Here is a 23,545-nt window from a genome sequence, read left to right on the forward strand (position 1 = left end):
ATATGGTATAATAGTCTCAATTATACTTTTTAGGAGAAGGAAAATGGAAGACCCGAGCAGTCAGGATTTGTTACTGCAGTTTGTATTATTAGTTGTTTTGACCTTTTTAAATGCTTTTTTCTCTGCGACAGAGATGGCTATGGTTTCTCTTAGCCGTTCACGTGTTGAACAAAAGGCAGAAGAGGGGGATAAACGTTATATCCGTTTGCTAAAGGTACTTGAAAACCCCAATCACTTTTTATCAACCATTCAAGTTGGTATTACCTTAATTACGATCTTATCAGGGGCTAAACTAGCAGATTCTCTCGGAGAATTGATAGCTTCTTGGATGGAGAATAGCGAGACTGCGTATGCAGTAGCTTCTTTCTTATCACTTGCTTTTTTGACCTATGTTTCAATCGTTTTTGGTGAACTTTATCCTAAACGCATTGCTCTAAATCTTAAGGATGCCTTGGCAATCCGAACAGTGCCATTTATTATTGCTCTCGGTAAGATTGTAAGTCCCTTTGTTTGGATGTTGTCAGCATCGACTAATCTCTTGAGTCGTTTGACGCCAATGACATTTGACGATGCAGATGAAAAAATGACTCGTGATGAGATTGAGTATATGCTCACCAATAGTGAAGAAACCTTGGATGCAGATGAAATTGAAATGTTGCAAGGAATTTTCTCGCTGGACGAGCTTATGGCGCGTGAAGTCATGGTTCCTCGAACTGACGCTTTCATGGTAGATATTCAAGATGACACTCAGACGATTATCGAAAGCATCTTAAAACAAAACTTTTCTCGAATTCCTGTTTATGACAATGACAAGGATAACGTGATTGGTTTGATTCACACCAAGAGTCTGCTAAAAGCTGGGTTTACCGATGGTTTTGATAATATTGTATTGAGAAAGATATTACAGGAACCTCTATTTGTACCAGAAACTATTTTTGTGGATGCTTTATTAAAAGAATTGAGAAATTCACAAAGACAAATGGCTATTCTTCTCGATGAATATGGAGGAATGGCAGGTTTGGTTACTCTTGAGGACTTGCTCGAAGAGATTGTCGGTGAAATTGATGATGAGACTGACCGAGCTGAAGTTTATGTTTATACCATTTCTGAGAACACTTATATTGTCCAAGGAACAATGACCCTAAATGACTTCAATGACTATTTCGATGTCGAACTTGAAAGTGATGACGTAGATACCATTGCGGGTTATTATTTGACCGGTGTGGGAACCATTCCAACCTCAGAGAAACTTAGTTATGAGGTGGAAAGTGGCAACAAGCATATCATACTGACAAATGACAAAGTGAAAAACGGACGCGTAACCAAGGTTAAGGTTCAAATTCAGGAAGTCGAAGTAGAAGAAGAAACTGAATAAAACAAAAGCTTTATCAGCTAAATACTGATAAAGCTTTTTAATTGTTAAAAAGAAAAGACTCCGCTCGGAGTCTTCGTTAATATAGAGGCGGTAGACGGATTTGAACCGACGATCAAGCTTTTGCAGAGCCGTGCCTTACCACTTGGCTATACCGCCTTAACTTTTATTATTATACCTTGAAAATTGTTTCTCGTCAATAGTTTTCTTTTCTGAAAACATAAGATTCAAATGTTTAAAAAAACATGCGACAAAATATTCTGAAAATTCGTTTACTTTTTAAAAAAACTGTGGTATAATCTTCAATATCCACAATTTAAAACGAGGAGTTTAAAAATATGAAAAAAAGTCGGATTCTTGCGGTAGCGGGTGTTGCGCTACTTGCTACAGGTGTTCTTGCAGCTTGCGGTTCTTCAAAATCATCAAATGCTGAAGCACCAAAGGCTTATGGCTATACTTATACTGCTGACCCAGAAACATTGGACTACCTAATTTCTGGTAAACAAAGTACAAAAGTTGCTACTTCAAATGGTATCGATGGTCTCTTTACAAATGACCAATATGGAAATCTAACTCCTGCAGTCGCTGAAGACTGGTCAGTATCTCAAGATGGATTGACATATACATACAAGATTCGTAAAGGTGTAAAATGGTTCACATCTGATGGTGAAGAATATGCAGAAGTAACTGCAAATGACTTTGTTACAGGTTTAAAACACGCAGCTGACAATAAATCAGCCGCTCTTTACCTAGCACAAAATTCTGTTAAAGGATTGGCTGACTATATATCAGGGAACAATACAGACTTTTCTGCAGTAGGTATTAAAGCTGTTGATGATTACACTCTTCAATATACATTGAACAAACCTGAACCATACTGGAACTCTAAATTATCTTATGGAATCTTCTGGCCTTTGAATGCAGAGTTTGAAAAATCAAAAGGTAAAGACTTTGGTAAAGCGACAGATCCAACATCATTGCTTTACAATGGTCCATTCTTGCTTAAGGGATTGACAGCTAAGTCTTCTATCGAATTTGCAAAGAATGATCAGTATTGGGATAAAGACAATGTTCACATCGATACTGTAACACTTTCTTACTATGATGGTTCAGACCAAGAGTCACTTGAGCGTAACTTTACAAATGGTGCATATAGTTATGCACGTCTCTTCCCTACTAGCTCAAACTATTCTAAAGTAGCAGAAACATATAAAGATAATATCTACTATACCCCACAGGGAGCTGGTATTGCTGGTTTAGGTGTTAACATTGACCGTCAAAGTTATAAATATACATCAAAAACAACTGACGAGGAAAAGACTTCTACTAAGAAAGCTCTTCTTAACAAAGACTTCCGTCAAGCTTTGAACTTTGCTTTTGACCGTACTGCTTATTCAGCTCAGCTAAATGGTAAGGATGGAGCCGCCCTTGCTGTTCGTAACCTCTTTGTCAAACCTGACTTTGTTTCTGCTGGAGATAAGACATTTGGTGACTTGGTTACTGAGAAAGTTGTTTCTTATGGTGATGAATGGAAAGACGTAAACTTTGCGGATGCTCAAGATGGTCTTTACAATGCTGATAAGGCTAAAGCAGAACTAGCTAAAGCTAAAAAAGTCCTTGAAGCAGATGGTGTAAAATTCCCAATCCACTTGGATATTCCAGTTGACCAAACATCTAAAAACTATATCGCTCGTATCCAATCATTTAAACAATCTGTTGAGACGGCTTTGGGTACAGATAATGTAGTTATCGATATTCAACAAATCACTACAGATGAATTACAAAATGCCACATACTACGCAGCTAGTGCGGCAGCAGAAGATTGGGACCTTTCAGGTGCTGTTGGATGGAATCCAGACTATGATGATCCATCAACATACCTTGATATCTTGAAAACAACTAACAGTGAAACAACTAAGTCCTACATGGGCTATGATAATCCATCAAACCCAGCGGTTGCTCAAGTTGGTTTGAATGATTATGACAAATTAGTTGATGATGCAGCTAGTGAAACAACCGATCTTAATAAACGTTATGAGAAATATGCAGCAGCTCAAGCTTGGTTGACAGATAGCTCACTCTTCCTTCCAGCTATGTCTTCTTCAGGAGCAGCACCAATCATTTCTCGCGTAGTACCATTCTCAGCATCTTATACTCAATCTGGTGATAAAGGTTCAGATGTTTACTTCAAATATCTTAAATTGCAAGCGAACACTGTAACTGCTAAAGAGTACAAAGAAGCTCGTGAAAAATGGCTCAAAGAAAAAGCTGAATCAAACGAGAAAGCTCAAAAAGAATTAGCGAGCCACGTGAAATAAATAATGCTCATTAGAACTTTCTCTCCAAAAGGAGAAGGTTCTTTTGGGATTTTAAAGGAAATAATATGAAAAAATATGTTTTTATGCGTATCTTGCGGTCGTTAGTTTCTATCTTTTTAGTAACGACCTTGATTTACACAATCATCTATACGATGGTTCCACGGAAGTTGATCTTCAAACAAGATACTAACTACAATAAAATTGCAACTACAGCTGATAAACGCGATAACTATGAAAATACCGTTTATGAGCGTATGGGGTATATCGAATATTACGATACAAAAGAGTTGCAGGAAAAAGCTAGTAGCATTGACCCTTCTGTTACAGTAGATGCAAATGATACAAATAAAGCTATCTATGAAAAATACATCCAACAACTTGGGAACGGTTGGACTTTAGGTGAGTTTACAGAGAGCGGTCAATTCTATGCTACTCGTGAAATCCCTATTTTCGAGCGTGTGTTCAAATTCTATGCAAACTTGCTTGATATTGACCATACAAACAAGATTCAAGACCCAGAAAATCCTAACTTAGAGCGTTATTTGCGTTTTGAAAACGATCCAGCTATCGGATGGTCTTTAGTAGGTTCAGGGACTAAACATAAATACCTCTTGTACTTCAACAGTCAGTTCCCATTTGTTCATCAGAACTTTGTGAACTTGAACCTAGGAGATTCTTACCCAACTTATGCGAATACTCCTGTACTTCAAGTTATCACACAAGGGCAAGGACAAACGAAGACTTCTGAAGTTCAATTCCCAACTGGGAAGAAAACTTCATCAGTCAATATCTACACAAGAACTTATAAATCACCAAGTCAGGCGGATGCACGTGAAGTAGCGAACTACGGTAAAGGTGATCCATATACAGCTACTGAAAGCAACTATCAGTATCCATCTATGATTACCAGTTCTGCTATTGCTGGTTTGATTGGCCTTGCAATTTCGTACGCGATTGCGGTTCCACTTGGTTCTGCAATGGCTCGTTACAAGAATACTTGGATTGATAGTTTCTCTACAGGAGCTTTAACATTCTTACTTGCTCTTCCAACTATCGCTCTTGTCTATATCATTCGTTTGATTGGTTCTTCAATTGGACTCCCTGATTCATTCCCTATCTTGGGTGCTGGAGACTGGCGTTCATATGTACTACCTGCAGTTATTCTTGGTTTACTTGGTGCTCCTGGTTTGGCTATCTGGATTCGTCGTTACATGATTGACTTACAATCACAAGACTTTGTTCGTTTTGCACGTGCAAAAGGTCTTTCTGAGAAAGAAATTTCTAATAAACACATCTTTAAAAATGCCATGGTACCACTTGTTTCAGGTATTCCTGGTTCTATTATCGGTGTTATTGGTGGAGCTACTCTTACTGAAACAGTCTTCGCCTTCCCAGGTATGGGTAAAATGTTGATTGACTCTGTAAAAGCGTCAAATAATAACATGGTTGTTGGTCTAGTTTTCATCTTTACTTGCGTCTCAATCTTCTCTTACTTAATTGGGGATATTTGGATGACAATTATTGACCCACGTATTAAGTTGACAGAGAAAGGAGGCAAATAATGTCTACAATTAGTAATGATAAATTTCAGTTTGTAAAACGCGATGACTTTGCCTCTGAAGCAATTGATGCTCCTGCCTACTCATATTGGGGTTCTGTTTTTAGACAATTTTTGAAAAAGAAATCAACCATCATCATGCTTGGTATTTTGATTTCAATCGTTTTGATGAGTTTCATCTACCCAATGTTTTCTGATTTCGACTTCAATGATGTAAGTAAGGTAAATGATTTTAGCGCTCGCTACATTAAACCAAATGCGGAACATTGGTTCGGTACAGATAGTAATGGTAAGTCTCTTTTTGATGGTGTCTGGTTTGGAGCCCGTAACTCTATCTTGATTTCCGTTATTGCGACCTTTATCAATATTGTAATTGGTGTTATTGTCGGCGGTATCTGGGGTATTTCAAAATCAGTTGACCGCGTCATGATGGAAGTTTATAACGTTATTTCCAACATCCCACACTTATTGATTGTTATTGTTTTGACTTACTCTATTGGTGCAGGTTTCTGGAACTTGATTTTTGCCATGAGTGTAACGACTTGGATTGGGATTGCCTACTCAATTCGTATCCAAATCATGCGTTACCGTGACTTAGAGTACAACCTTGCTTCACGCACACTCGGAACTCCAACATACAAAATTGTCATTAAAAATATCATGCCACAATTGGTATCTGTTATTGTTACGACTACATCACAAATGCTTCCAGCATTTATCTCCTATGAAGCCTTTCTGTCATTCTTTGGACTTGGATTGCCTATTACAGTACCAAGTTTAGGTCGATTGATTTCAGATTATTCACAGAACGTAACAACAAATGCATACCTCTTCTGGATTCCATTGACAACTTTGGTCTTGGTATCCTTGTCACTTTTCGTAGTTGGTCAAAACCTAGCGGATGCTAGTGATCCACGTACACATAGATAGGAGTAGACATGACAAAAGAAAAAAATGTAATTTTGACTGCTCAAGATATTGTCGTGGAATTTGATGTTCGTGACAAAATTTTGACAGCTATTCGTGGAGTATCTCTGGAGTTGATTGAGGGCGAAGTGCTTGCACTCGTTGGAGAATCTGGTTCAGGGAAATCTGTTTTAACAAAAACTTTTACAGGAATGTTGGAAGATAATGGTCGTATTGCGAACGGTAGTATTCTTTACCGTGACCAAGATTTGACTGAATTTTCTTCTCATAAAGATTGGGAGCAAATTCGTGGTGCGAAGATTGCAACGATCTTCCAGGACCCGATGACCAGTCTTGACCCAATCAAAACAATCGGAAGTCAAATCACAGAAGTTATTGTGAAACACCAAGGGAAAACGGCTCAAGAAGCAAAAGACTTGGCGATTGACTATATGAATAAGGTTGGTATCCCTGACGCTGAGAGACGTTTTAATGAATATCCATTCCAGTATTCTGGTGGGATGCGTCAACGTATTGTTATTGCGATTGCCCTTGCCTGTCGTCCAGATGTTTTGATTTGTGATGAACCAACAACAGCCCTTGATGTGACCATCCAAGCTCAGATTATTGACTTGTTGAAAACACTTCAACAAGAATACCACTTTACAACTATCTTTATCACACACGACCTTGGTGTTGTAGCAAGTATTGCTGATAAAGTTGCAGTTATGTATGCTGGTGAAATCGTTGAGTATGGTACAGTTGAAGAAATCTTCTACGATCCACGTCACCCATACACATGGAGCCTCTTATCAAGTTTGCCACAGCTGGCTGACGATAAAGGAGAATTGTATTCAATTCCGGGAACACCTCCATCACTGTATACTGAATTGAAGGGAGATGCTTTTGCTCTTCGTTCAGATTATGCGATGAAGATTGATTTCGAAGAAAAAGCTCCTCAGTTTGCAGTATCTGATACTCACTGGGCTAAAACATGGTTGCTTGATGAACAAGCTCCAAAAGTTGCAAAACCAGCAGTAATTGCAGATTTACACGATAAGATTCGTGAAAAGATGGGCTTTGCTCATCTTGAGGACTAGGAGGAAGGAAATGTCTGAAAAATTAGTAGAAGTTAAAGACTTAGAGATTTCCTTCGGTGAAGGAAGCAAAAAGTTTGTAGCCGTTAAAAATGCAAACTTCTTTATCAACAAAGGTGAAACATTCTCTCTCGTTGGAGAATCTGGTAGTGGTAAGACAACAATTGGTCGTGCCATTATCGGCCTTAATGATACCAGCAAAGGGGATATCATCTTTGATGGACAAAAAATCAATGGTAAAAAATCACGTGAACAAGCAGCGGAATTAATCCGTCGCATTCAAATGATTTTCCAAGACCCAGCCGCAAGTTTGAATGAACGTGCAACAGTTGACTATATCATCTCTGAAGGTCTTTACAACCACCATTTATTTAAAGACGAAGAAGAAAGAAAAGAAAAAGTTCAAAACATCATTCGTGAAGTGGGACTTTTGGCTGAACACTTGACTCGTTATCCACATGAGTTTTCAGGTGGACAACGTCAACGTATCGGGATTGCTCGTGCCTTGGTTATGCAACCTGACTTCGTGATCGCGGATGAGCCAATTTCAGCCTTGGACGTTTCAGTGCGTGCCCAAGTTTTGAACTTGCTCAAGAAATTCCAAAAGGAATTGGGCTTGACTTATCTCTTTATCGCTCACGATTTGTCAGTAGTTCGTTTCATCTCTGATCGTATCGCGGTAATTTATAAGGGTGTCATTGTTGAAGTGGCTGAAACTGAAGAATTGTTTAACAATCCAGTTCATCCATACACACAAGCACTGCTTTCAGCTGTACCAATCCCAGATCCAATCTTGGAACGTAAAAAAGTTTTGAAAGTCTATGATCCAGATCAACATGACTACGAAACTGATAAACCTTCAATGGTAGAAATTCGTCCAGGTCATTTTGTTTGGGCTAACCAAGCAGAATTGGAACGCTATAAAAAAGAAATGAAATAATCACTAAAGTTTTATAATCTAGCTAGAAGGATTCTAGTAAGATTATGAAACTTTTTTATTTTACAGATAAAAGCTTGATTATCTATAAAAAATTGATATACTGAATACAATGAAAACAGAATAGTAATAGTCGGAGTAATCAAGGGAGAATCGCATGGATCAACAACCAAATTTTTTTACCAACATGGCAAGAGTGATTGGAACATGTCTTTGGGTGAAAGGTATGGAAGTATTGACTGAAAAGAAGGAGTCCGAGCCAAAAGCTTTAGAGTTTAGTCGATTTCTTTTAGCATTAAAACTAGAATCATCCTTACCTTGGATTCTGGGACTTTCTAAGAAAGAAGACAGAAAATGAAATTTATTTTGGATATTTTGTTTTATATCTTAGTGAAGCCACTGATTGCAATTGTAGAATTCATTTGGTATCTTATTTGCTTGATTTTTTATGATTTCCTTATGAATGTATTGTATTCGATTTTTAATTGGTTTTTTAGTTTGTTTTAGAAACTAAAAATCGGGAGTAGTTACTTATAGATACTCCTATATAATTTTATTGTCATAAAAAAGGATGGGAATATTCCCTCCTTTTTTGTTTATATCAATAAGATTAACGTGAAAATTTATAAAGTTGATGCAAATAATAGATTTGTAGAGAGTCTAGGAAATAGACTAGATTTAGTTTAATCCATTTATGATGGTATAGGTAACTTTTCAAAGGTGATCACATCACCCTTTTGAGTCGCAAGTTGGATACGGTTGTCTTTGATGCGGATAACTTGTATTTCCTTGCCATTTACCTTGACAATGCTAGCTTCAATATTTGGGTAGTCTACGACTAAGTCTCCACCCGCATTAGAAAGGAAAGATAGTGTTTCAAGATTTCTTTCTTTCCATTTCATGCTGACTTCAAAGTTACCACGAGCTACGAGACCTGAGACTTGTCCGTCTTTCCAGGCATCTGGAAGGGCTGGTAATGGGGCAATGTAGCCTGTGTGAGACTGAAGGAGCATTTCTGCCATACCGCTGGTTGCCCCAAAGTTCCCATCAATTTGGAAAGGCGCATGCGTATCCCAGAGGTTTTCTAGGGTTGAAGATTTGAGCTGTTCTGCCAACAATCGATGGGCACGATTTCCATCTAGAAGACGGGCCCAGAGGTTGATTTTATTAGCCTTAGACCAACCGGTACCACCATCTCCACGATGGTTTAAGGTTGCACGTGCAGCTTCTAGATATTCATGCTGATCCTTGCCAAATAGAGTACCTGGGAAGAGTCCAACTAGATGAGAAACGTGACGGTGATGATTTTCAATGCCTTCGTTGGTGAATTGCGGACTGTCTTCCTCGTACCATTCCTTGATACGTCCCTCTTGGTTGATGTGAAGTGGTTTGAGCTTGTCAAATTTAGCCTTCACTTCTGTCACCAAATCTTGGTCGACCTTCAGATGATTAGCTGCTTCCATATAGTCGTGGAATAACTGCCAAACTAGAGATTGGTCGAAGGTATTTCCGATCGTGATAGTACCATGCTCTGGCGAGTAAGATGGAGAAGAAACCCAACGGTCACTGGCCTTGTCGTAGTGCAAGAAGGAATTCCAAAACTTGGCAGTTTCCTTGAGCATTGGATAAATCTTTTCTTTGAGATAAGTTTCATCCTTGGTGAATTTGTAGTAGTCATAGACGTTCTGCATCATCCAAGCATTGGCAGCAGGAGACCAACCCCAATAGTAGTTCCAACCAGGAGTAGTCCAGCCAAATGGTGTCGCCTGGGTATGAACCAGCCAACCGTTTTCTTGACCTTCTTTGGACTCGATACCTGCATATTCTTTAGCAGCGATACGGCCATAGTAACGCATATCATCGATATAATTGATCATTGGCTTAGCCGTTTCTGCAAGATTGTTCATGTAGGCAGGCCAGTAGTTCATTTGTAGGTTGACATTGAGGTGGTAGTCAGAATTCCAAGGTGGATTATCTACTGCATTCCAGACTCCTTGCAAGTTAGCAGGAAGGGCATCTGTCCGGTCACGAGAAGAGCTGATGAGGAGGTAACGGCCGTATTGGAAGAAGAGCTCTTCTAGTTGTTGTCCTTTTGTAGGATCATAGGTTTGGAGAGCTTCTTTTGTCGTTTGGCTAGACTTGTTACCGCCAAGATTCAGTTGGACACGATTGAAGAGACTTTGATAGTCCTTGATGTGGTTATTTTTCAGAGTTTCATAATCTTTTGCCTTGGCAGCTTCTACGATAGACTTAACAGTATTTTCTACGTCAATATCCTTGCGGTAATTGGTTTTTGGATTTTGAGCATAATTAGTCTTGGCACTGAGTAAAAGGGTCGCATAGCTGGCTCCAGTGACAGTCAAATAGCCATCTTGGGCAGTGACTTGTCCATCTGTCTTGATTCCAAGATAAGAGGCAAATTGAAGGCCATTGTCTTTGACAGTCCCCTTGAGCAAGATACCATTTGAATCGGTCGTGACTGCCCCTTGTTTATACTTCGAATATTCCCAAGAGTAGTCACCATTCGCAAGTAAATCCTCTGTCAAGCTATTCCAAAGGGTAAAATCGAGGGTCTTATCCCCTTTTTTACTCAAGTGAGTCACAGTAACATCATCAGGATAGCTAGAGAAGGTTTCGCGTTTAAAGTTTGTTCCGTCCTGGCTATAAGAAGTGGTCGTGATAGCTTCGGTAATATCTAAGTCACGGTGATAGTCGGTAACGTTCTCCAAACCTTTCTTTTGATTGTTAAAGACCATAAAGATATCACCGAAAGATAAGTAGCGTCCGTATTGGGCATTGTTAGGTCCTACTAGATTTTCTTCGGCTAACTGTTTCGCTTTTTGGCGGTTTCCTTGTTCTAAGGCTTTACGAATTTCTGCCAAAACCTTATAGCGGTCCTGATAGTTCCCCCCATTGTAATCGGTGCTATCCGGTTGCGGTCCACCAGACCAGAGAGTTTTTTCATTGTATTGGATTCTTTCTTCACCGATGAGCCCAAAAACTTTTGCCCCCATTTCTCCATTTCCGACTGGCAGGGCTTGTTTTTCCCAGCCGTCATAAGAAGGGGCAGTTGGTTGGTCGTAATGAAGTTGATAGTTATTTTTATTTTCCATAGTTTTTTTATTATTGAAGCAAGTAGTATAGTGAATTCTATGCTTTTACTATAGCAGACACATTAACTTATTGCAAGGTTTTAAAGGCCTCATTTGTTTATTTTAAGGACAGTGTATATTCTAGATTTTATAATGGATAGTAAGCAAGCCTTTTTTATAGGTAAAGTGAATTAAAATGTTGCATAGTTGCTTTCTGAAAGCGCAAATCAAACTAGTCAGCAGTGGGACTTTATGGTATAATATAGTAGACTTTAAAAGAAACAGGAGAAATATTATGGATCTTATTTTAGCGATTGTCTTGATTGTTTTAGCTTTTCTAGGAGGTGCTCTAGGAGGCATGTACTTGGTGCGTAAACAAATTGAAAAAGAGTTTGCGGACAACCCACGTTTGAATGCAGAAGCCGTTCGTACTCTCTTGAGTGCTAATGGTCAAAAACCAAGCGAAGCTAAGGTACAACAAGTTTACCACCAAATCATTCGCCAACAAAAAGCAGCCCTCGCTAACAATAAAAAGAAATAAATAGGAAAAGTCTGGGATGAAAGTTCCAGACTTCTCACTATGTTTGACTGATATTTAGAGACAAGACTTTTTCCTTGCATTCTATTGATATTTGATTATGATTAAGTTGGAGACAACTGATGACGAATCAGTCGGTCGGAAATTTCAGTAAGAAATGTAATGATAATGAACTATCAATCAGAATAATAAGACTAGAAAGAAGACTATATGGATAATCGACCAATCGGTTTTTTGGACTCTGGTGTTGGAGGCTTAACTGTTGTGCGTGAGCTCATGCGTCAGCTTCCTCATGAAGAAATCGTCTATATTGGAGATTCGGCACGGGCGCCATATGGCCCTCGTCCTGCTGAGCAAATTCGTGAATATACTTGGCAGTTGGTCAACTTTCTTTTGACCAAGGATGTCAAGATGATTGTCATTGCTTGTAATACAGCAACAGCAGTCGTCTGGGAAGAAATTAAAGCCCAGTTAGATATTCCTGTTCTTGGAGTGATTTTACCTGGCGCTTCAGCGGCTATCAAAGCAAGTCAGGGTGGGAAAATCGGAGTGATTGGAACACCGATGACAGTACAATCAGATATCTATCGTCAAAAGATCCATGACTTGGATCCAGATTTACAAGTTGAAAGTTTGGCTTGTCCCAAATTTGCTCCTTTGGTCGAGTCAGGTGCTCTATCGACCAGTGTGACTAAGAAAGTCGTATACGAAACCCTACGTCCCTTGGTCGGAAAAGTGGATAGCTTGATTTTAGGTTGTACTCATTATCCGCTTCTTAGACCCATTATCCAAAATGTAATGGGGCCTAAGGTCCAACTAATCGATAGTGGAGCGGAGTGTGTACGCGATATCTCAGTCTTGCTCAACTATTTTGAGATTAACCGTAGTCGAGATGCGGCGCCACTTCAACACCGTTTTTACACAACTGCAAATAGTCAGAGTTTTGCTCAAATCGGAGCAGAATGGCTGGAAAAAAATATTCATGTGGAGCATGTAACATTATGACAAACAAAATTTATGAATACAAGGATGACCAGGACTGGTATGTTGGCTCCTACAGTGTTTTTGGTGGTATCCGTACTTTGACGGATGATGAGTTAGATTTTCCTTTGTTTGATTTAGCCAAAATCTTTCGAGATGAGGAAAGAGGATTTCCGCTTTCAGTTACCGTTTTACGTTATGCTTCAGCCTATCGCCTATTCTCTTTTGTGGTAGATATCCTCAATCAAGAAGCAAATCGAAACTTAGAAGTTATTCAACGCCAAGGAGCTTTGCTCTTAGTGGAAAACGGAAAGCTCTTGCATGTGGAATTGCCTAAAGAAGGAGTGAATGTTCAGGACTTTTTCGAGACAAATAAGGTCAGAGAAACCTTGCTCATAGCGACTCGTAACGAAGGGAAGACCAAGGAATTTCGAGCTATCTTTGACAAACTAGGTTATGACGTAGAAAATCTCAATAATTATCCAGACCTACCTGAAGTTGCTGAAACGGGTATGACCTTCGAAGAAAATGCCCGCCTCAAAGCAGAAACTATTTCCCAATTAACAGGTAAGATGGTTTTAGCTGATGACTCTGGGCTCAAAGTCGATGTGCTTGGTGGTCTACCAGGCGTTTGGTCGGCTCGCTTCGCAGGAGTCGGAGCAACCGATCAGGAAAACAACGCCAAACTCTTGCACGAATTAGCCATGGTCTTTGATCTCAAGGACCGCTCAGCGCAATTTCACACAACCTTGGTCGTGGCTAGTCCAGGTAAGGAAAGCTTGGTTGTCGAAGCTGACTGGCCAGGTTACATTAACTTTGAACCTAAGGGTGAAAATGGTTTTGGCTATGATCCGCTCTTCTTAGTAGGAGAAACTGGTAAATCATCAGCCGAATTAACCCTTGAAGAAAAAAATAGTCAATCCCACCGTGCATTAGCCGTTAAGAAACTTTTGGAGGTATTTCCATCATGGCAAAGCAAACCATCATTGTAATGAGTGACTCCCACGGAGATAGCTTGATTGTAGAAGAAATACGTGACCGCTATCTTGGAAAAGTCGATGCTATTTTTCACGATGGTGACTCGGAACTTCGCCCAGATTCACCACTCTGGGAAGGAATCCAGGTAGTCAGAGGAAACATGGATTTTTATTCAGACTATCCAGAACGCTTGGTGACTCAACTGGGTCCTACTAAGATTATCCAGACTCATGGACATTTGTTTGATATTAACTTCAACTTCCAAAAGCTTGATTTCTGGGCTCAAGAGGAAGACGCAGATATCTGTCTTTATGGGCACTTGCATGTTCCAAGTGCTTGGATGGAAGGGAAGACTCTCTTTCTAAATCCTGGTTCAATCAGTCAACCACGTGGAACTATCAGAGAATGTCTCTACGCTCGTGTGGAGATTGATGATAGCTACTTTAAAGTAGACTTTTTGACACGTGACCATGAGGTTTATCCAGGCTTGTCCAAGGAGTTTGCTCGATGATTGCCAAAGAATTTGAACAGTTTTTACTGGAGCAAGAGGAAACCTTTTTAACTCCTGCTGAAAATTTGGCTGTGCTCATTGATACTCACAATGCAGATCATGCAATTCTCCTCCTTAGCCAGATGACCTATACCAGAGTACCAGTCGTGACTGATGAGAAAAAATTCGTCGGAACTATTGGTCTTAGAGATATTCTTGCTTACCAGATGGAGCAGGGATTGAGCCAGGAAGCCATGGCAGATACGGATATCGTACACATGACCAAGAAGGATGTTGCAGTGGTAGCTCCAGATTATACATTGACAGATGTTTTACATAAGTTAGTGGATGAATCTTTCCTACCAGTTGTTGATAAGGATGGAATTTTCCAAGGGATTATTACACGGAAATCAATCCTTAAGGCTGTCAATGCCCTTCTGCATGATTTTAGTAAGGAATATGAGATTCGAAGCAAATGAGAGAATGGATTTCAGTATTTTTAGAAGAAAAGCAAAATCTATCTAGTAATTCTAAGCAGTCTTATAAGTATGATTTGGAGCAGTTTTTGGATTTTGTTGGAAAACAAATTTCAGAGACAAGTTTAAAAATCTACCAAGCTCAATTATCAAATTTTAAAATGAGTGCCCAAAAGCGGAAGGTTTCTGCTTGCAATCAATTTCTTTACTTTTTATATCAGAAAGGAATGATTGGCACCTTTTACCGTTTGGAATTACTCAAACAGGCTGAGAAAAAACAAGGGAAGTCGGAACTTTTAGACATCAGTTCTTTCTGGCAAGAAAGTGCTTATCCAGAAGGACGCTTGCTAGCCTTGCTAATAGTAGAGTTGGGCCTCTTGCCTAGTGAAATTCTAGCCTTAAAAACAGGGGATGTGAACCTGGATTTTCAAGTTTTGAGAGTCAATAAAGCTTCTCAACAAAGAATCCTGAGCCTTCCCCAAAATTTGCTTGCAGAGTTAGAGCCCTTGATGGGGCAGACCTATCTCTTTGAAAAAGCTGGGAAACCGTACTCCCGTCAATGGGCCTTTCGTCAGTTGGAAGCTTTTTTAAAGGAAAAAGGTTTTTCAGATTTATCTGCCCAAGGATTGAGAGAACAGTTTATATTAAGACAAATCGAAGAAAAGGTTGACTTGTACGAAATCGCTAAAAAATTAGGATTAAAGACAGTCATGACCTTAGAAAAATATAGATAATGGATATTAAATTAAAAGATTTTGAAGGACCTTTGGACTTGCTCCTACACTTGGTTTCAAAGTATCAGATGGATATCTATGATGTGCCAATCACAGAGGTTATCGAGCAATATCTAGCCTATATTTCGACATTACAAGCCATGCGTTTAGAAGTGGCAGGCGAATACATGGTGATGGCTAGCCAACTGATGCTGATTAAGAGTCGCAAGCTCTTGCCAAAGGTTGCAGAAGTGACGGATTTAGAGGATGACCTAGAGCAGGATCTCCTTTCTCAGATTGAGGAATACCGTAAATTTAAACTTTTGGGAGAGCAGTTGGAAGTGAAGCACCAGGAACGAGCTCAATATTACTCAAAAGCACCTACAGAGTTAATCTACGAGGATGCAGAACTTGTGCATGATAAGACGACGATTGATCTTTTCTTAGCCTTTTCAACCTTACTAACCAAGAAAAAGGAAGAATTCTCGAAAAGTCACACAACAATCTTACGAGATGAGTATAAGATTGAAGATATGATGGTCATCGTTCGAGAAGCCTTGGTTGAAGGTCAGCAATTATGCTTGCAGGATTTGTTTAAAGAAACCAAGGATTTACAAGAGGTCATTACACTCTTTTTAGCAACTTTGGAGTTGATTAAAACTCAAGAAATTCTCTTGATTCAAAAAGAGAGTTTTGGAGATATTTATCTCATGAAAAAGAATGAAGAAAATCAAGTAGAGCAGAGTCAAGCTTGATAGAGAGGAAATATGAGTACTTTAGCAGAAATAGAAGCACTCCTGTTTGTAGCGGGGGAGGATGGGATTAGAGTCCGTCAGCTGGCTGAGGTCCTATCGCTTCCACCGACGGGGATTCAGCAAAGCTTAGAAAAGTTAGCCCACAAGTATGAAAAAGACCAGGATTCTAGTTTAGCACTGATTGAGACCGGTGGTGCCTACAGATTGGTGACCAAGCCACAATTTGCAGCGATTTTAAAAGAATACTCTAAGGCGCCAATCAACCAAAGTCTATCTCGTGCCGCACTTGAAACCTTGTCCATCATTGCTTACAAGCAACCCATCACACGGATCGAGATTGATGCTATTCGGGGGGTTAATTCAAGTGGAGCGCTGGCTAAGTTACAGGCCTTTGAGTTAATACGAGAAGACGGGAAAAAGGAAGTTCTCGGACGCCCTAATCTTTATGTAACGACGGATTATTTCCTGGATTACATGGGGATTAATCACTTGGAAGAGTTGCCCGTGATTGATGAGCTTGATATTCAAGCACAAGAAAGCCAATTATTTGGTGAAAGGATAGAAGAAGATGAGAATCAATAAATATATTGCCCACGCAGGAGTGGCCAGTAGGAGAAAAGCAGAAGAGTTGATCAAGCAAGGCTTGGTGACGGTTAACGGCCAAGTTGTGCGTGAACTAGCAACGACCATCAAGTCAGGCGACAAGGTCGAAGTTGAAGGTCAACCAATCTATAACGAAGAAAAAGTCTACTATCTGCTTAACAAACCGCGCGGTGTGATTTCTAGCGTGACAGATGACAAAGGTCGCAAGACAGTTGTCGATCTTTTTCCCAATGTGAAGGAGCGCATCTATCCTGTGGGGCGCTTGGACTGGGATACGTCTGGAGTCTTGATTTTGACCAACGATGGTGACTTTACAGACGAGATGATTCACCCTCGTAATGAGATTGATAAGGTCTACGTGGCGCGTGTAAAAGGAATTGCCAATAAAGAAAATCTCCGTCCCTTGACTCGTGGAGTTGAGATTGATGGCAAAAAGACCAAGCCAGCTGTTTATGAAATTCTCAAAGTAGACCCAGTAAAAAACCGCTCAGTTGTTCAGTTGACCATCCATGAAGGGCGCAATCACCAGGTTAAAAAAATGTTTGAAGCTGTTGGCCTTCAAGTGGATAAACTCTCTCGAACTCGTTTTGGACATCTAGACTTAACGGGTCTTCGTCCAGGAGAATCACGTCGTCTTAATAAAAAAGAAATCAGTCAATTACACACCATGGCTGTAACCAATAATAAATAATGAAAAAAATTTTAATTGCGCCAGTGCGCTTTTACCAACGATTTATCTCGCCTGCTTTCCCGCCATCTTGCCGCTTTGAACCGACTTGTTCGAACTACATGATTCAAGCTATCGAAAAGCATGGTGCCAAGGGAGTTCTGATGGGCTTAGCACGGATTTTACGGTGCCATCCTTGGTCCGAAGAGGGTAAAGATCCAGTGCCGGATGTTTTCTCATTAAAAAGAAATTCAAAATAAAAGAATCACATTTGTGATTCTTTTTTGTTGCAGGAAATAAGTTAGATGGTAAAATGTTGATTTCTACTACCTTTCTCCTATAAAAAGTGGTAAAATGGTTGAAAGAAAGAAGGGACTAAAATGACAACATTATTTTCTAAAATCAAAGAAGTAACAGAACTTTCTGCTATCTCAGGTCATGAAGCACCTGTACGTGCTTATCTTCGTGAAAAATTAACACCTCATGTGGATAAAGTCGTGACTGATGGATTGGGGGGTATTTTTGGGGTTAAACACTCAGAAGCAGCCAATGCACCTCGTGTTTTAGTGGCGTCTCACATGGATGAAGTTGGTTTCATGGTTAGTGAAATCAAAGCAGACGGGACCTTCCGAGTAGTCAGCATTGGTGGTTGGAACCCTATGGTTGTTAGTAGCCAGCGTTTCAAACTCTTTACACGCGAAGGACGTGAAATCCCAGTAATTTCAGGTTCAGTTCCTCCACATTTGACTCGTGGCACAGGTGGACCAACTATGCCAGCTATTTCAGATATCGTTTTTGACGGTGGTTTTGCGGATAAGGCAGAAGCTGAAAGTTTCGGTATCCGTCCAGGAGATACAATTGTTCCAGATAGTAGTGCTATCCTAACTGCTAATGAAAAAAATATCATCTCAAAAGCTTGGGATAACCGTTATGGTGTTCTCATGGTTAGTGAGTTGGCTGAAAACTTGTCAGGTCAAAAACTAGGAAATGAACTTTACCTTGGGGCTAACGTCCAAGAAGAAGTTGGACTTCGTGGTGCCCACGCATCTACAACAAAATTTGATCCAGAAGTATTCCTTGCTGTAGACTGTTCACCAGCAGGTGATGTCTATGGTGGCCAAGGCAAGATTGGTGACGGAACCTTGATTCGTTTCTACGACCCAGGTCACTTGCTTCTCCCAGGCATGAAGGACTTCCTTTTGACAACTGCTGAAGAAGCTGGTATCAAATACCAATACTATTGTGGAAAAGGTGGTACAGATGCAGGAGCAGCTCATCTGAAAAATGCTGGTGTTCCATCTACAACAATTGGTGTCTGCGCTCGTTATATCCACTCTCACCAAACCCTTTATGCAATGGATGACTTCCTTGAAGCTCAGTCCTTCCTACAAGCCTTGGTTAAAAAATTAGATCGCTCTACTGTAGATTTGATCAAAAATTATTAAACTGAAAAGATGGAAGTGATGGGTATGGAAGAACCAAACCTAGAAACCTTGATACGGGACCTTTACAATCATGCCCGTCAAAACTTGAGTGAAGATTTAGTGGCTGCACTCCTAGAAACTGCTAAGCAGTTGCCCAGCACTAATGAGCGATTGCTAGCAGTCCGACTTTCAGGGTTAGTCACACTTGAACTACTCAAGAATCCTAGAACACCTGCGCCAGAGTTAGTCAATCTGGCCCGCTATATCAAAAAGGAAGAAGCTAGGTACAAGGGTGCAGCTGCCTCTTCCTTTATGATTGGAGAGTTATTTAAAATGCTTTGATTCGAAAGAATCAAAGTATTTTTTATCTTAGATTTGTTCAGCCAAAACCTTTTCAGCAAGGTTCATAGCGTGGTCTGACACACGAGTATAGTGTGAAATAATGTCGATAAAGTTGACACCTGCTTGGGTAGAACATTCGCCGTTATTAAGACGTTTGATGTGGGTCTTACGAAGAACACGTTCCATCTTGTTAATAGCTTCATGACGTTCGATAAGAGACTCGGCCATCTCGAGGTCGTTATTCTCTACACTTTCGAGAGCATCTTTAACGAACTCACTTGTTTGACGGTAAATATCTTCCAACTCTTCTAAGGCAGAGCTAGAGAAGTGAACATTCTTACGTTGTAAGTAGTCGTTGAGATTAATTAATGCTTCTGCGTGGTCTCCGATACGTTCCAAGTCACGAGAAGAGTCAAGGATATTTGTTAAGACTTCACTCTCTTTTTGACTCAATGCTTCACTAGAAAGAGTAATGAGGTAGCGCGTTAATTTCTCATCGATTGTATTGATAGCTTCTTCAGTCTTGTGTCCTTTTTCAGCTACTTTTTCGTTAGAATTGATGATGTAGTCGTAAGAAAGGTCAAATGCTTTAACAGCATAGTTTCCAAGGTGGAGAAGTTCTTTCTTGGCATTTCCTAGGGCGATAGAAGGAGCTTGTTGGATTAGTTGTTCATCCAGATAAAGAGGTTCGTATTTAACAACTTCATCTTCACCAGGGATTAGCTTGGTAACAAAGTAGGCTAGGGCACCGATGAATGGGAATTGTACAATGGTATTACTTACGTTGAAGGCACCATGTGAGAAAGCGATAGTCATCTCTGGTGAGAGGTGAAGTAAAGCTTGGAAGTACTCAATCATCGAAGTGAATGGGCCCAACAAGATTAAGCAGAGGATAGTTCCCAAAACGTTAAAGGTAACATGTGATGCTGCAACTCGTTTAGCAGAAACGTTTGCTCCGGCTGCTGCGATAATAACTGTTAAGGTTGTACCGATATTGTCCCCAAATAGGATTGGTAGAGAACCTTTGAGGTCGAGGAAACCACCTGCATAGAGACCTTGTAGAATCCCGATAGTTGCAGAAGATGCCTGAATCAGTACGGTAATGACAGCACCAGCCACAACTCCCAAGATAGGATTTTGACCCAAGGTAACCATGTATTCCTTGAACTGAGGTAAGTCTTTAAGTGGACTCATACCAGCACTAATGAGGTTGAGGGCATAGAAGATACCACCAACACCAAAAAGAATACGTCCAATATTGTTTACAGTACGATTTTTTGTAAAGAATAAGAACATAGTTCCAAGGAAAATCAAGGGTAGGGCATACTCACCAAGTTTGAAACCGATGATAAATGACGTTACGGTCGTACCAATATTGGCTCCCATGATAATTCCGATAGCCTGTCTTAGAGTTAAGAGACTAGCGCTGACCAGTCCAACTGTAATAACCGTTACACCGGTACTCGACTGAATCAGGGCAGTAACGACAATCCCCACTAGGACCCCTAAGAAAGGATTACTTGTGTACTTATCAATGTAATAACGAAGGCGATCTCCAGCAGCTTGTTGCAAACCGTCTCCCATGGTCTTGATACTATACAAAAATAGTCCCAGACCACCTAAAAAGTGAAAAATAATTTCCTGCCAATTAATGGACATTTCCTTTTTCCTCCGAAGAATAATCACGGAATTTCTCCCATTCTATTTTAAAGGATTAATAGCAATCTAACAAGTAGTAAATAGTAAATTTTAATAAAAATGTAATGAATCTTTTATTAAAAAGTATCATTTAGTTGGGATATTATTATTCCAACTAGTAAGCATTTAATGATTTTTTGGATGAAAATTTAAAATTAGTGAGAGTTCCGATTATCTAACAATCACTAGTTTTATACTCTTATTTTTAAAGTAATAGACTAATCGAGAAAGAGAAAAGTTTAAGGTTTTTCTATCTCTTTTATTGATTTTGTGATATAATTAACACGTAAAAAAAAAGAAGGAGTCATATCTAATGGCAAAATTGACTGTTAAAGACGTTGACTTGAAAGGGAAAAAAGTTCTCGTTCGTGTTGACTTCAATGTTCCTGTAAAAGATGGCGTGATCACTAACGATAACCGTATCACTGCAGCTCTTCCAACTATCAAGTATATCCTTGAACAAGGTGGACGTGCAATCCTCTTCTCTCACCTTGGACGTGTAAAAGAAGAAGCAGATAAAGAAGGTAAATCACTTGCTCCTGTAGCTGCTGACTTGGCTGCTAAATTGGGTCAAGAAGTTAAATTTATTCCAGGTGTTACTCGTGGTGCTGAATTGGAAGCAGCTGTTAACGCTCTTGAAGATGGACAAGTTCTCTTGGTTGAAAACACTCGTTACGAAGATGTTGATGGCAAGAAAGAATCTAAAAATGATCCTGAACTTGGTAAATACTGGGCATCACTTGGAGATGGTATCTTCGTAAATGATGCATTTGGTACAGCTCACCGTGCACACGCATCTAACGTTGGTATCTCTGCAAACGTTGAGAAAGCTGTTGCTGGATTCCTTCTTGAAAACGAAATTGCTTACATCCAAGAAGCAGTTGAAGCTCCAGAACGTCCATTCGTAGCGATCCTTGGTGGTTCAAAAGTTTCAGACAAGATCGGTGTGATCGAAAACTTGCTTGAAAAAGCTGATAAAGTTCTTATCGGTGGTGGGATGACTTACACATTCTACAAAGCACAAGGTATCGAAATCGGTAACTCACTTGTAGAAGAAGACAAATTGGATGTCGCTAAAGCTCTTCTTGAAAAAGCAAACGGCAAATTGATCTTGCCAGTTGACTCAAAAGAAGCAAACGCATTTGCTGACTACACTGAAGTGAAAGATACTGAAGGTGAAGCAGTAGACCCAGGTTTCCTTGGTTTGGATATCGGTCCTAAATCTATCGCTAAATTCGACGAAGCTTTGACTGGTGCGAAAACAGTTGTATGGAACGGACCTATGGGTGTATTTGAAAACCCTGACTTCCAAGCTGGTACAATCGGTGTGATGGACGCTATCGTGAAACAACCAGGTGTTAAATCAATCATCGGTGGTGGTGACTCAGCTGCCGCAGCGATCAACCTTGGACGTGCAGACAAGTTCTCATGGATCTCTACTGGTGGTGGAGCATCAATGGAACTTCTTGAAGGTAAAGTTCTTCCAGGACTTGCAGCCTTGACTGAAAAATAAGAACATAGAAAAAGGAGGACTTAAATTCTCCTTTTTTTGCGCTCTTTTAAAGTTTGGGAGTACCGATGGATAATTGGACAGAATCCAAAAAAAACAGTAAAATAGAGGAATACCAATCTAAATGAAATTTGAGTGATAATCGTGGAAAAAAGAGAGAATCTTACTAAAACAGCTATTTGCGGTATTATCAATGTCACCCCAGATTCTTTTTCTGATGGGGGCCAATTTTATGCTATTGAAGAAGCCTTAAAGCAGGCTCGAAAATTGATAGCTGAAGGTGCCACTATTTTAGATATCGGTGGGGAATCTACTCGACCTGGAAGTAGCTATGTTGAGATTGAAGAGGAAATCCAACGTGTGGTTCCAGTCATTCAGGCTATCCGTCAAGAAAGTGATGTTCTGATTTCGATCGACACTTGGAAGAGTCAGGTTGCAGAAGCGGCTCTAAAGGCTGGAGCCCATATAGTCAATGACATTACAGGTCTTATGGGGGATGAGAAGATGGCAGAAGTGGTTGCCAAAGCAGGAGCTCAGGTGGTCATCATGTTTAATCCAGTCATGGTACGTCCTCAGCACCCTAGTTCACTTATCTTCCCTCATTTTGGATTTGGAGAGCCTTTTACAAAAGAAGACTTGGCTGAATTTGAACAACTGCCAGTAGAAGAATTGATGACAGCTTTCTTTGGCCGTGCACTTGCAAGAGCGAAGGAAGCTGGTATTGCAAAAGAAAACATCATGCTGGATCCAGGGATTGGCTTTGGCTTGACCAAAAAGGAAAATCTCATCCTTCTACGTGACCTTGATAAATTGCACGAGATGGGCTATCCTATCTTTCTAGGAGTCTCTCGCAAGCGCTTTGTCATCAATATTCTGGAAGAAAATGGCTTTGAAGTCAATCCAGATACAGAAGTAGGTTTCCGAAATCGTGATATTGCTTCGGCTCATGTAACCAGTATTGCTGCCAGACAAGGTGTGGAAGTGGTGCGTGTACATGATGTAGCCAGTCACAAGATGGCAGTCGAAATTGCGTCTGCTGTCCGCCTAGCAGATGATGCGGAAAATTTAGATTTGAAACAATATAAGTAAG

The 23,545-nt window shown here is 40.0% G+C and carries 22 protein-coding genes, 1 tRNA gene and 1 pseudogene; 21 read left to right on the top strand and 3 right to left on the bottom strand.

Translation table 11 applies throughout. From position 1 onward, the window contains the following. Window positions 1-43: 43 nt before the first annotated feature. Window positions 44-1,375, top strand: a complete 1,332-nt coding sequence (locus GOM46_RS01355; RefSeq protein ID WP_006150075.1) for a hemolysin family protein — start codon at window positions 44-46, stop codon at window positions 1,373-1,375. 85 nt (window positions 1,376-1,460) lie between these two features. Here GOM46_RS01355 and GOM46_RS01360 read toward each other — a convergent pair. Further along, window positions 1,461-1,531: transfer RNA gene (locus GOM46_RS01360), tRNA-Cys, on the bottom strand. A 179-nt stretch (window positions 1,532-1,710) separates the two neighbouring features. On the opposite strand from GOM46_RS01360, the gene GOM46_RS01365 reads away from it, so the two are divergent. From GOM46_RS01365 to GOM46_RS01390, 6 genes are all read left to right on the top strand, one after another. Beyond that, window positions 1,711-3,690, top strand: a complete 1,980-nt coding sequence (locus GOM46_RS01365; protein ID WP_006150231.1) for a peptide ABC transporter substrate-binding protein — start codon at window positions 1,711-1,713, stop codon at window positions 3,688-3,690. A 65-nt stretch (window positions 3,691-3,755) separates the two neighbouring features. Then, complete coding sequence (locus tag GOM46_RS01370) at window positions 3,756-5,252, top strand: ABC transporter permease (RefSeq protein WP_178895474.1); 1,497 nt, start codon at window positions 3,756-3,758, stop codon at window positions 5,250-5,252. After that, window positions 5,252-6,178 carry an oligopeptide ABC transporter permease OppC gene (gene oppC / locus GOM46_RS01375; protein WP_006150281.1) on the top strand — a complete coding sequence of 309 codons (927 nt, stop codon included), beginning with the start codon at window positions 5,252-5,254 and terminating at the stop codon, window positions 6,176-6,178. The genes GOM46_RS01370 and oppC overlap by 1 nt, the downstream gene beginning before the upstream one ends. 8 nt (window positions 6,179-6,186) lie before the next feature. Further along, the gene (locus GOM46_RS01380; protein ID WP_006150205.1) at window positions 6,187-7,254 is read left to right on the top strand and encodes an ABC transporter ATP-binding protein; all 1,068 of its coding nucleotides are present in this window, start codon (window positions 6,187-6,189) and stop codon (window positions 7,252-7,254) included. A gap of 10 nt (window positions 7,255-7,264) precedes the next feature. Beyond that, window positions 7,265-8,191: an ATP-binding cassette domain-containing protein gene (locus GOM46_RS01385; protein WP_006150242.1), complete on the top strand. Its 927-nt coding sequence runs from the start codon at window positions 7,265-7,267 to the stop codon at window positions 8,189-8,191. Window positions 8,192-8,345: 154 nt separating this feature from the next. Next, window positions 8,346-8,546 (top strand): hypothetical protein, encoded by a 201-nt coding sequence (locus GOM46_RS01390; protein ID WP_006150329.1) that lies wholly within the window; start codon window positions 8,346-8,348, stop codon window positions 8,544-8,546. Window positions 8,547-8,892: 346 nt separating this feature from the next. Here the strand turns inward: GOM46_RS01390 and GOM46_RS01395 are convergent. Beyond that, window positions 8,893-11,292 (bottom strand): annotated as a pseudogene (locus GOM46_RS01395) (glycosyl hydrolase family 95 catalytic domain-containing protein); the annotation flags it as partial. A 283-nt stretch (window positions 11,293-11,575) separates the two neighbouring features. On the opposite strand from GOM46_RS01395, the gene GOM46_RS01400 reads away from it, so the two are divergent. The 12 genes from GOM46_RS01400 to GOM46_RS01455 all read left to right on the top strand — a co-directional run bounded on the left by GOM46_RS01400 (window position 11,576) and on the right by GOM46_RS01455 (window position 19,247). After that, entirely contained in the window at window positions 11,576-11,821 is a 246-nt protein-coding gene (locus tag GOM46_RS01400) for a YneF family protein (protein WP_004251708.1), read from the top strand. Window positions 11,822-12,028: 207 nt separating this feature from the next. Then, on the top strand, window positions 12,029-12,823 hold the full coding sequence (gene racE / locus GOM46_RS01405) for a glutamate racemase (protein ID WP_235083738.1): 795 nt from the start codon (window positions 12,029-12,031) through the stop codon (window positions 12,821-12,823). Next, window positions 12,820-13,791 (top strand): nucleoside-triphosphate diphosphatase, encoded by a 972-nt coding sequence (locus GOM46_RS01410; protein ID WP_235083739.1) that lies wholly within the window; start codon window positions 12,820-12,822, stop codon window positions 13,789-13,791. The genes racE and GOM46_RS01410 overlap by 4 nt, the downstream gene beginning before the upstream one ends. Then, a complete protein-coding gene (locus GOM46_RS01415) occupies window positions 13,767-14,288 on the top strand; it encodes a metallophosphoesterase (RefSeq protein WP_045614638.1) in 522 nt (173 codons plus the stop codon). The genes GOM46_RS01410 and GOM46_RS01415 overlap by 25 nt, the downstream gene beginning before the upstream one ends. After that, entirely contained in the window at window positions 14,285-14,746 is a 462-nt protein-coding gene (gene cbpB, locus GOM46_RS01420) for a cyclic-di-AMP-binding protein CbpB (protein ID WP_049530037.1), read from the top strand. The genes GOM46_RS01415 and cbpB overlap by 4 nt, the downstream gene beginning before the upstream one ends. Beyond that, window positions 14,743-15,477 carry a site-specific tyrosine recombinase XerD gene (gene xerD / locus GOM46_RS01425; protein ID WP_235083740.1) on the top strand — a complete coding sequence of 245 codons (735 nt, stop codon included), beginning with the start codon at window positions 14,743-14,745 and terminating at the stop codon, window positions 15,475-15,477. Before cbpB ends, xerD begins: the two co-directional genes overlap by 4 nt. Beyond that, on the top strand, window positions 15,477-16,211 hold the full coding sequence (locus GOM46_RS01430; protein WP_016466838.1) for a segregation/condensation protein A: 735 nt from the start codon (window positions 15,477-15,479) through the stop codon (window positions 16,209-16,211). The genes xerD and GOM46_RS01430 overlap by 1 nt, the downstream gene beginning before the upstream one ends. A gap of 12 nt (window positions 16,212-16,223) precedes the next feature. Then, on the top strand, window positions 16,224-16,793 hold the full coding sequence (scpB, locus tag GOM46_RS01435; protein ID WP_016466837.1) for an SMC-Scp complex subunit ScpB: 570 nt from the start codon (window positions 16,224-16,226) through the stop codon (window positions 16,791-16,793). Beyond that, window positions 16,780-17,505: a pseudouridine synthase gene (locus GOM46_RS01440; RefSeq protein WP_235083741.1), complete on the top strand. Its 726-nt coding sequence runs from the start codon at window positions 16,780-16,782 to the stop codon at window positions 17,503-17,505. The genes scpB and GOM46_RS01440 overlap by 14 nt, the downstream gene beginning before the upstream one ends. Then, entirely contained in the window at window positions 17,505-17,741 is a 237-nt protein-coding gene (yidD, locus tag GOM46_RS01445) for a membrane protein insertion efficiency factor YidD (RefSeq protein ID WP_016466835.1), read from the top strand. The genes GOM46_RS01440 and yidD overlap by 1 nt, the downstream gene beginning before the upstream one ends. A 120-nt stretch (window positions 17,742-17,861) precedes the next feature. After that, window positions 17,862-18,926 (top strand): glutamyl aminopeptidase, encoded by a 1,065-nt coding sequence (gene pepA / locus GOM46_RS01450; protein WP_235083742.1) that lies wholly within the window; start codon window positions 17,862-17,864, stop codon window positions 18,924-18,926. A 24-nt stretch (window positions 18,927-18,950) separates the two neighbouring features. Then, window positions 18,951-19,247, top strand: coding sequence for a bacteriocin immunity protein (locus GOM46_RS01455; protein WP_223338283.1), 297 nt, complete (start codon window positions 18,951-18,953; stop codon window positions 19,245-19,247). A 27-nt stretch (window positions 19,248-19,274) separates the two neighbouring features. Here GOM46_RS01455 and GOM46_RS01460 read toward each other — a convergent pair whose 3' ends face one another. Beyond that, window positions 19,275-20,906, bottom strand: a complete 1,632-nt coding sequence (locus GOM46_RS01460; protein ID WP_235083743.1) for a Na/Pi cotransporter family protein — start codon at window positions 20,904-20,906, stop codon at window positions 19,275-19,277. A 352-nt stretch (window positions 20,907-21,258) separates the two neighbouring features. Here GOM46_RS01460 and GOM46_RS01465 point away from each other — a divergent pair, with 352 nt between their 5' ends. Together GOM46_RS01465 and folP are read left to right on the top strand one after the other, a co-directional pair. Then, window positions 21,259-22,458 (top strand): phosphoglycerate kinase, encoded by a 1,200-nt coding sequence (locus GOM46_RS01465; protein ID WP_001096773.1) that lies wholly within the window; start codon window positions 21,259-21,261, stop codon window positions 22,456-22,458. A 141-nt stretch (window positions 22,459-22,599) separates the two neighbouring features. After that, window positions 22,600-23,544: a dihydropteroate synthase gene (folP, locus tag GOM46_RS01470; RefSeq protein WP_235083744.1), complete on the top strand. Its 945-nt coding sequence runs from the start codon at window positions 22,600-22,602 to the stop codon at window positions 23,542-23,544. Window position 23,545 lies beyond the last annotated feature (1 nt).

This window comes from Streptococcus infantis (assembly GCF_021497965.1).
GTDB classification, from domain to species: domain Bacteria; phylum Bacillota; class Bacilli; order Lactobacillales; family Streptococcaceae; genus Streptococcus; species Streptococcus infantis_B.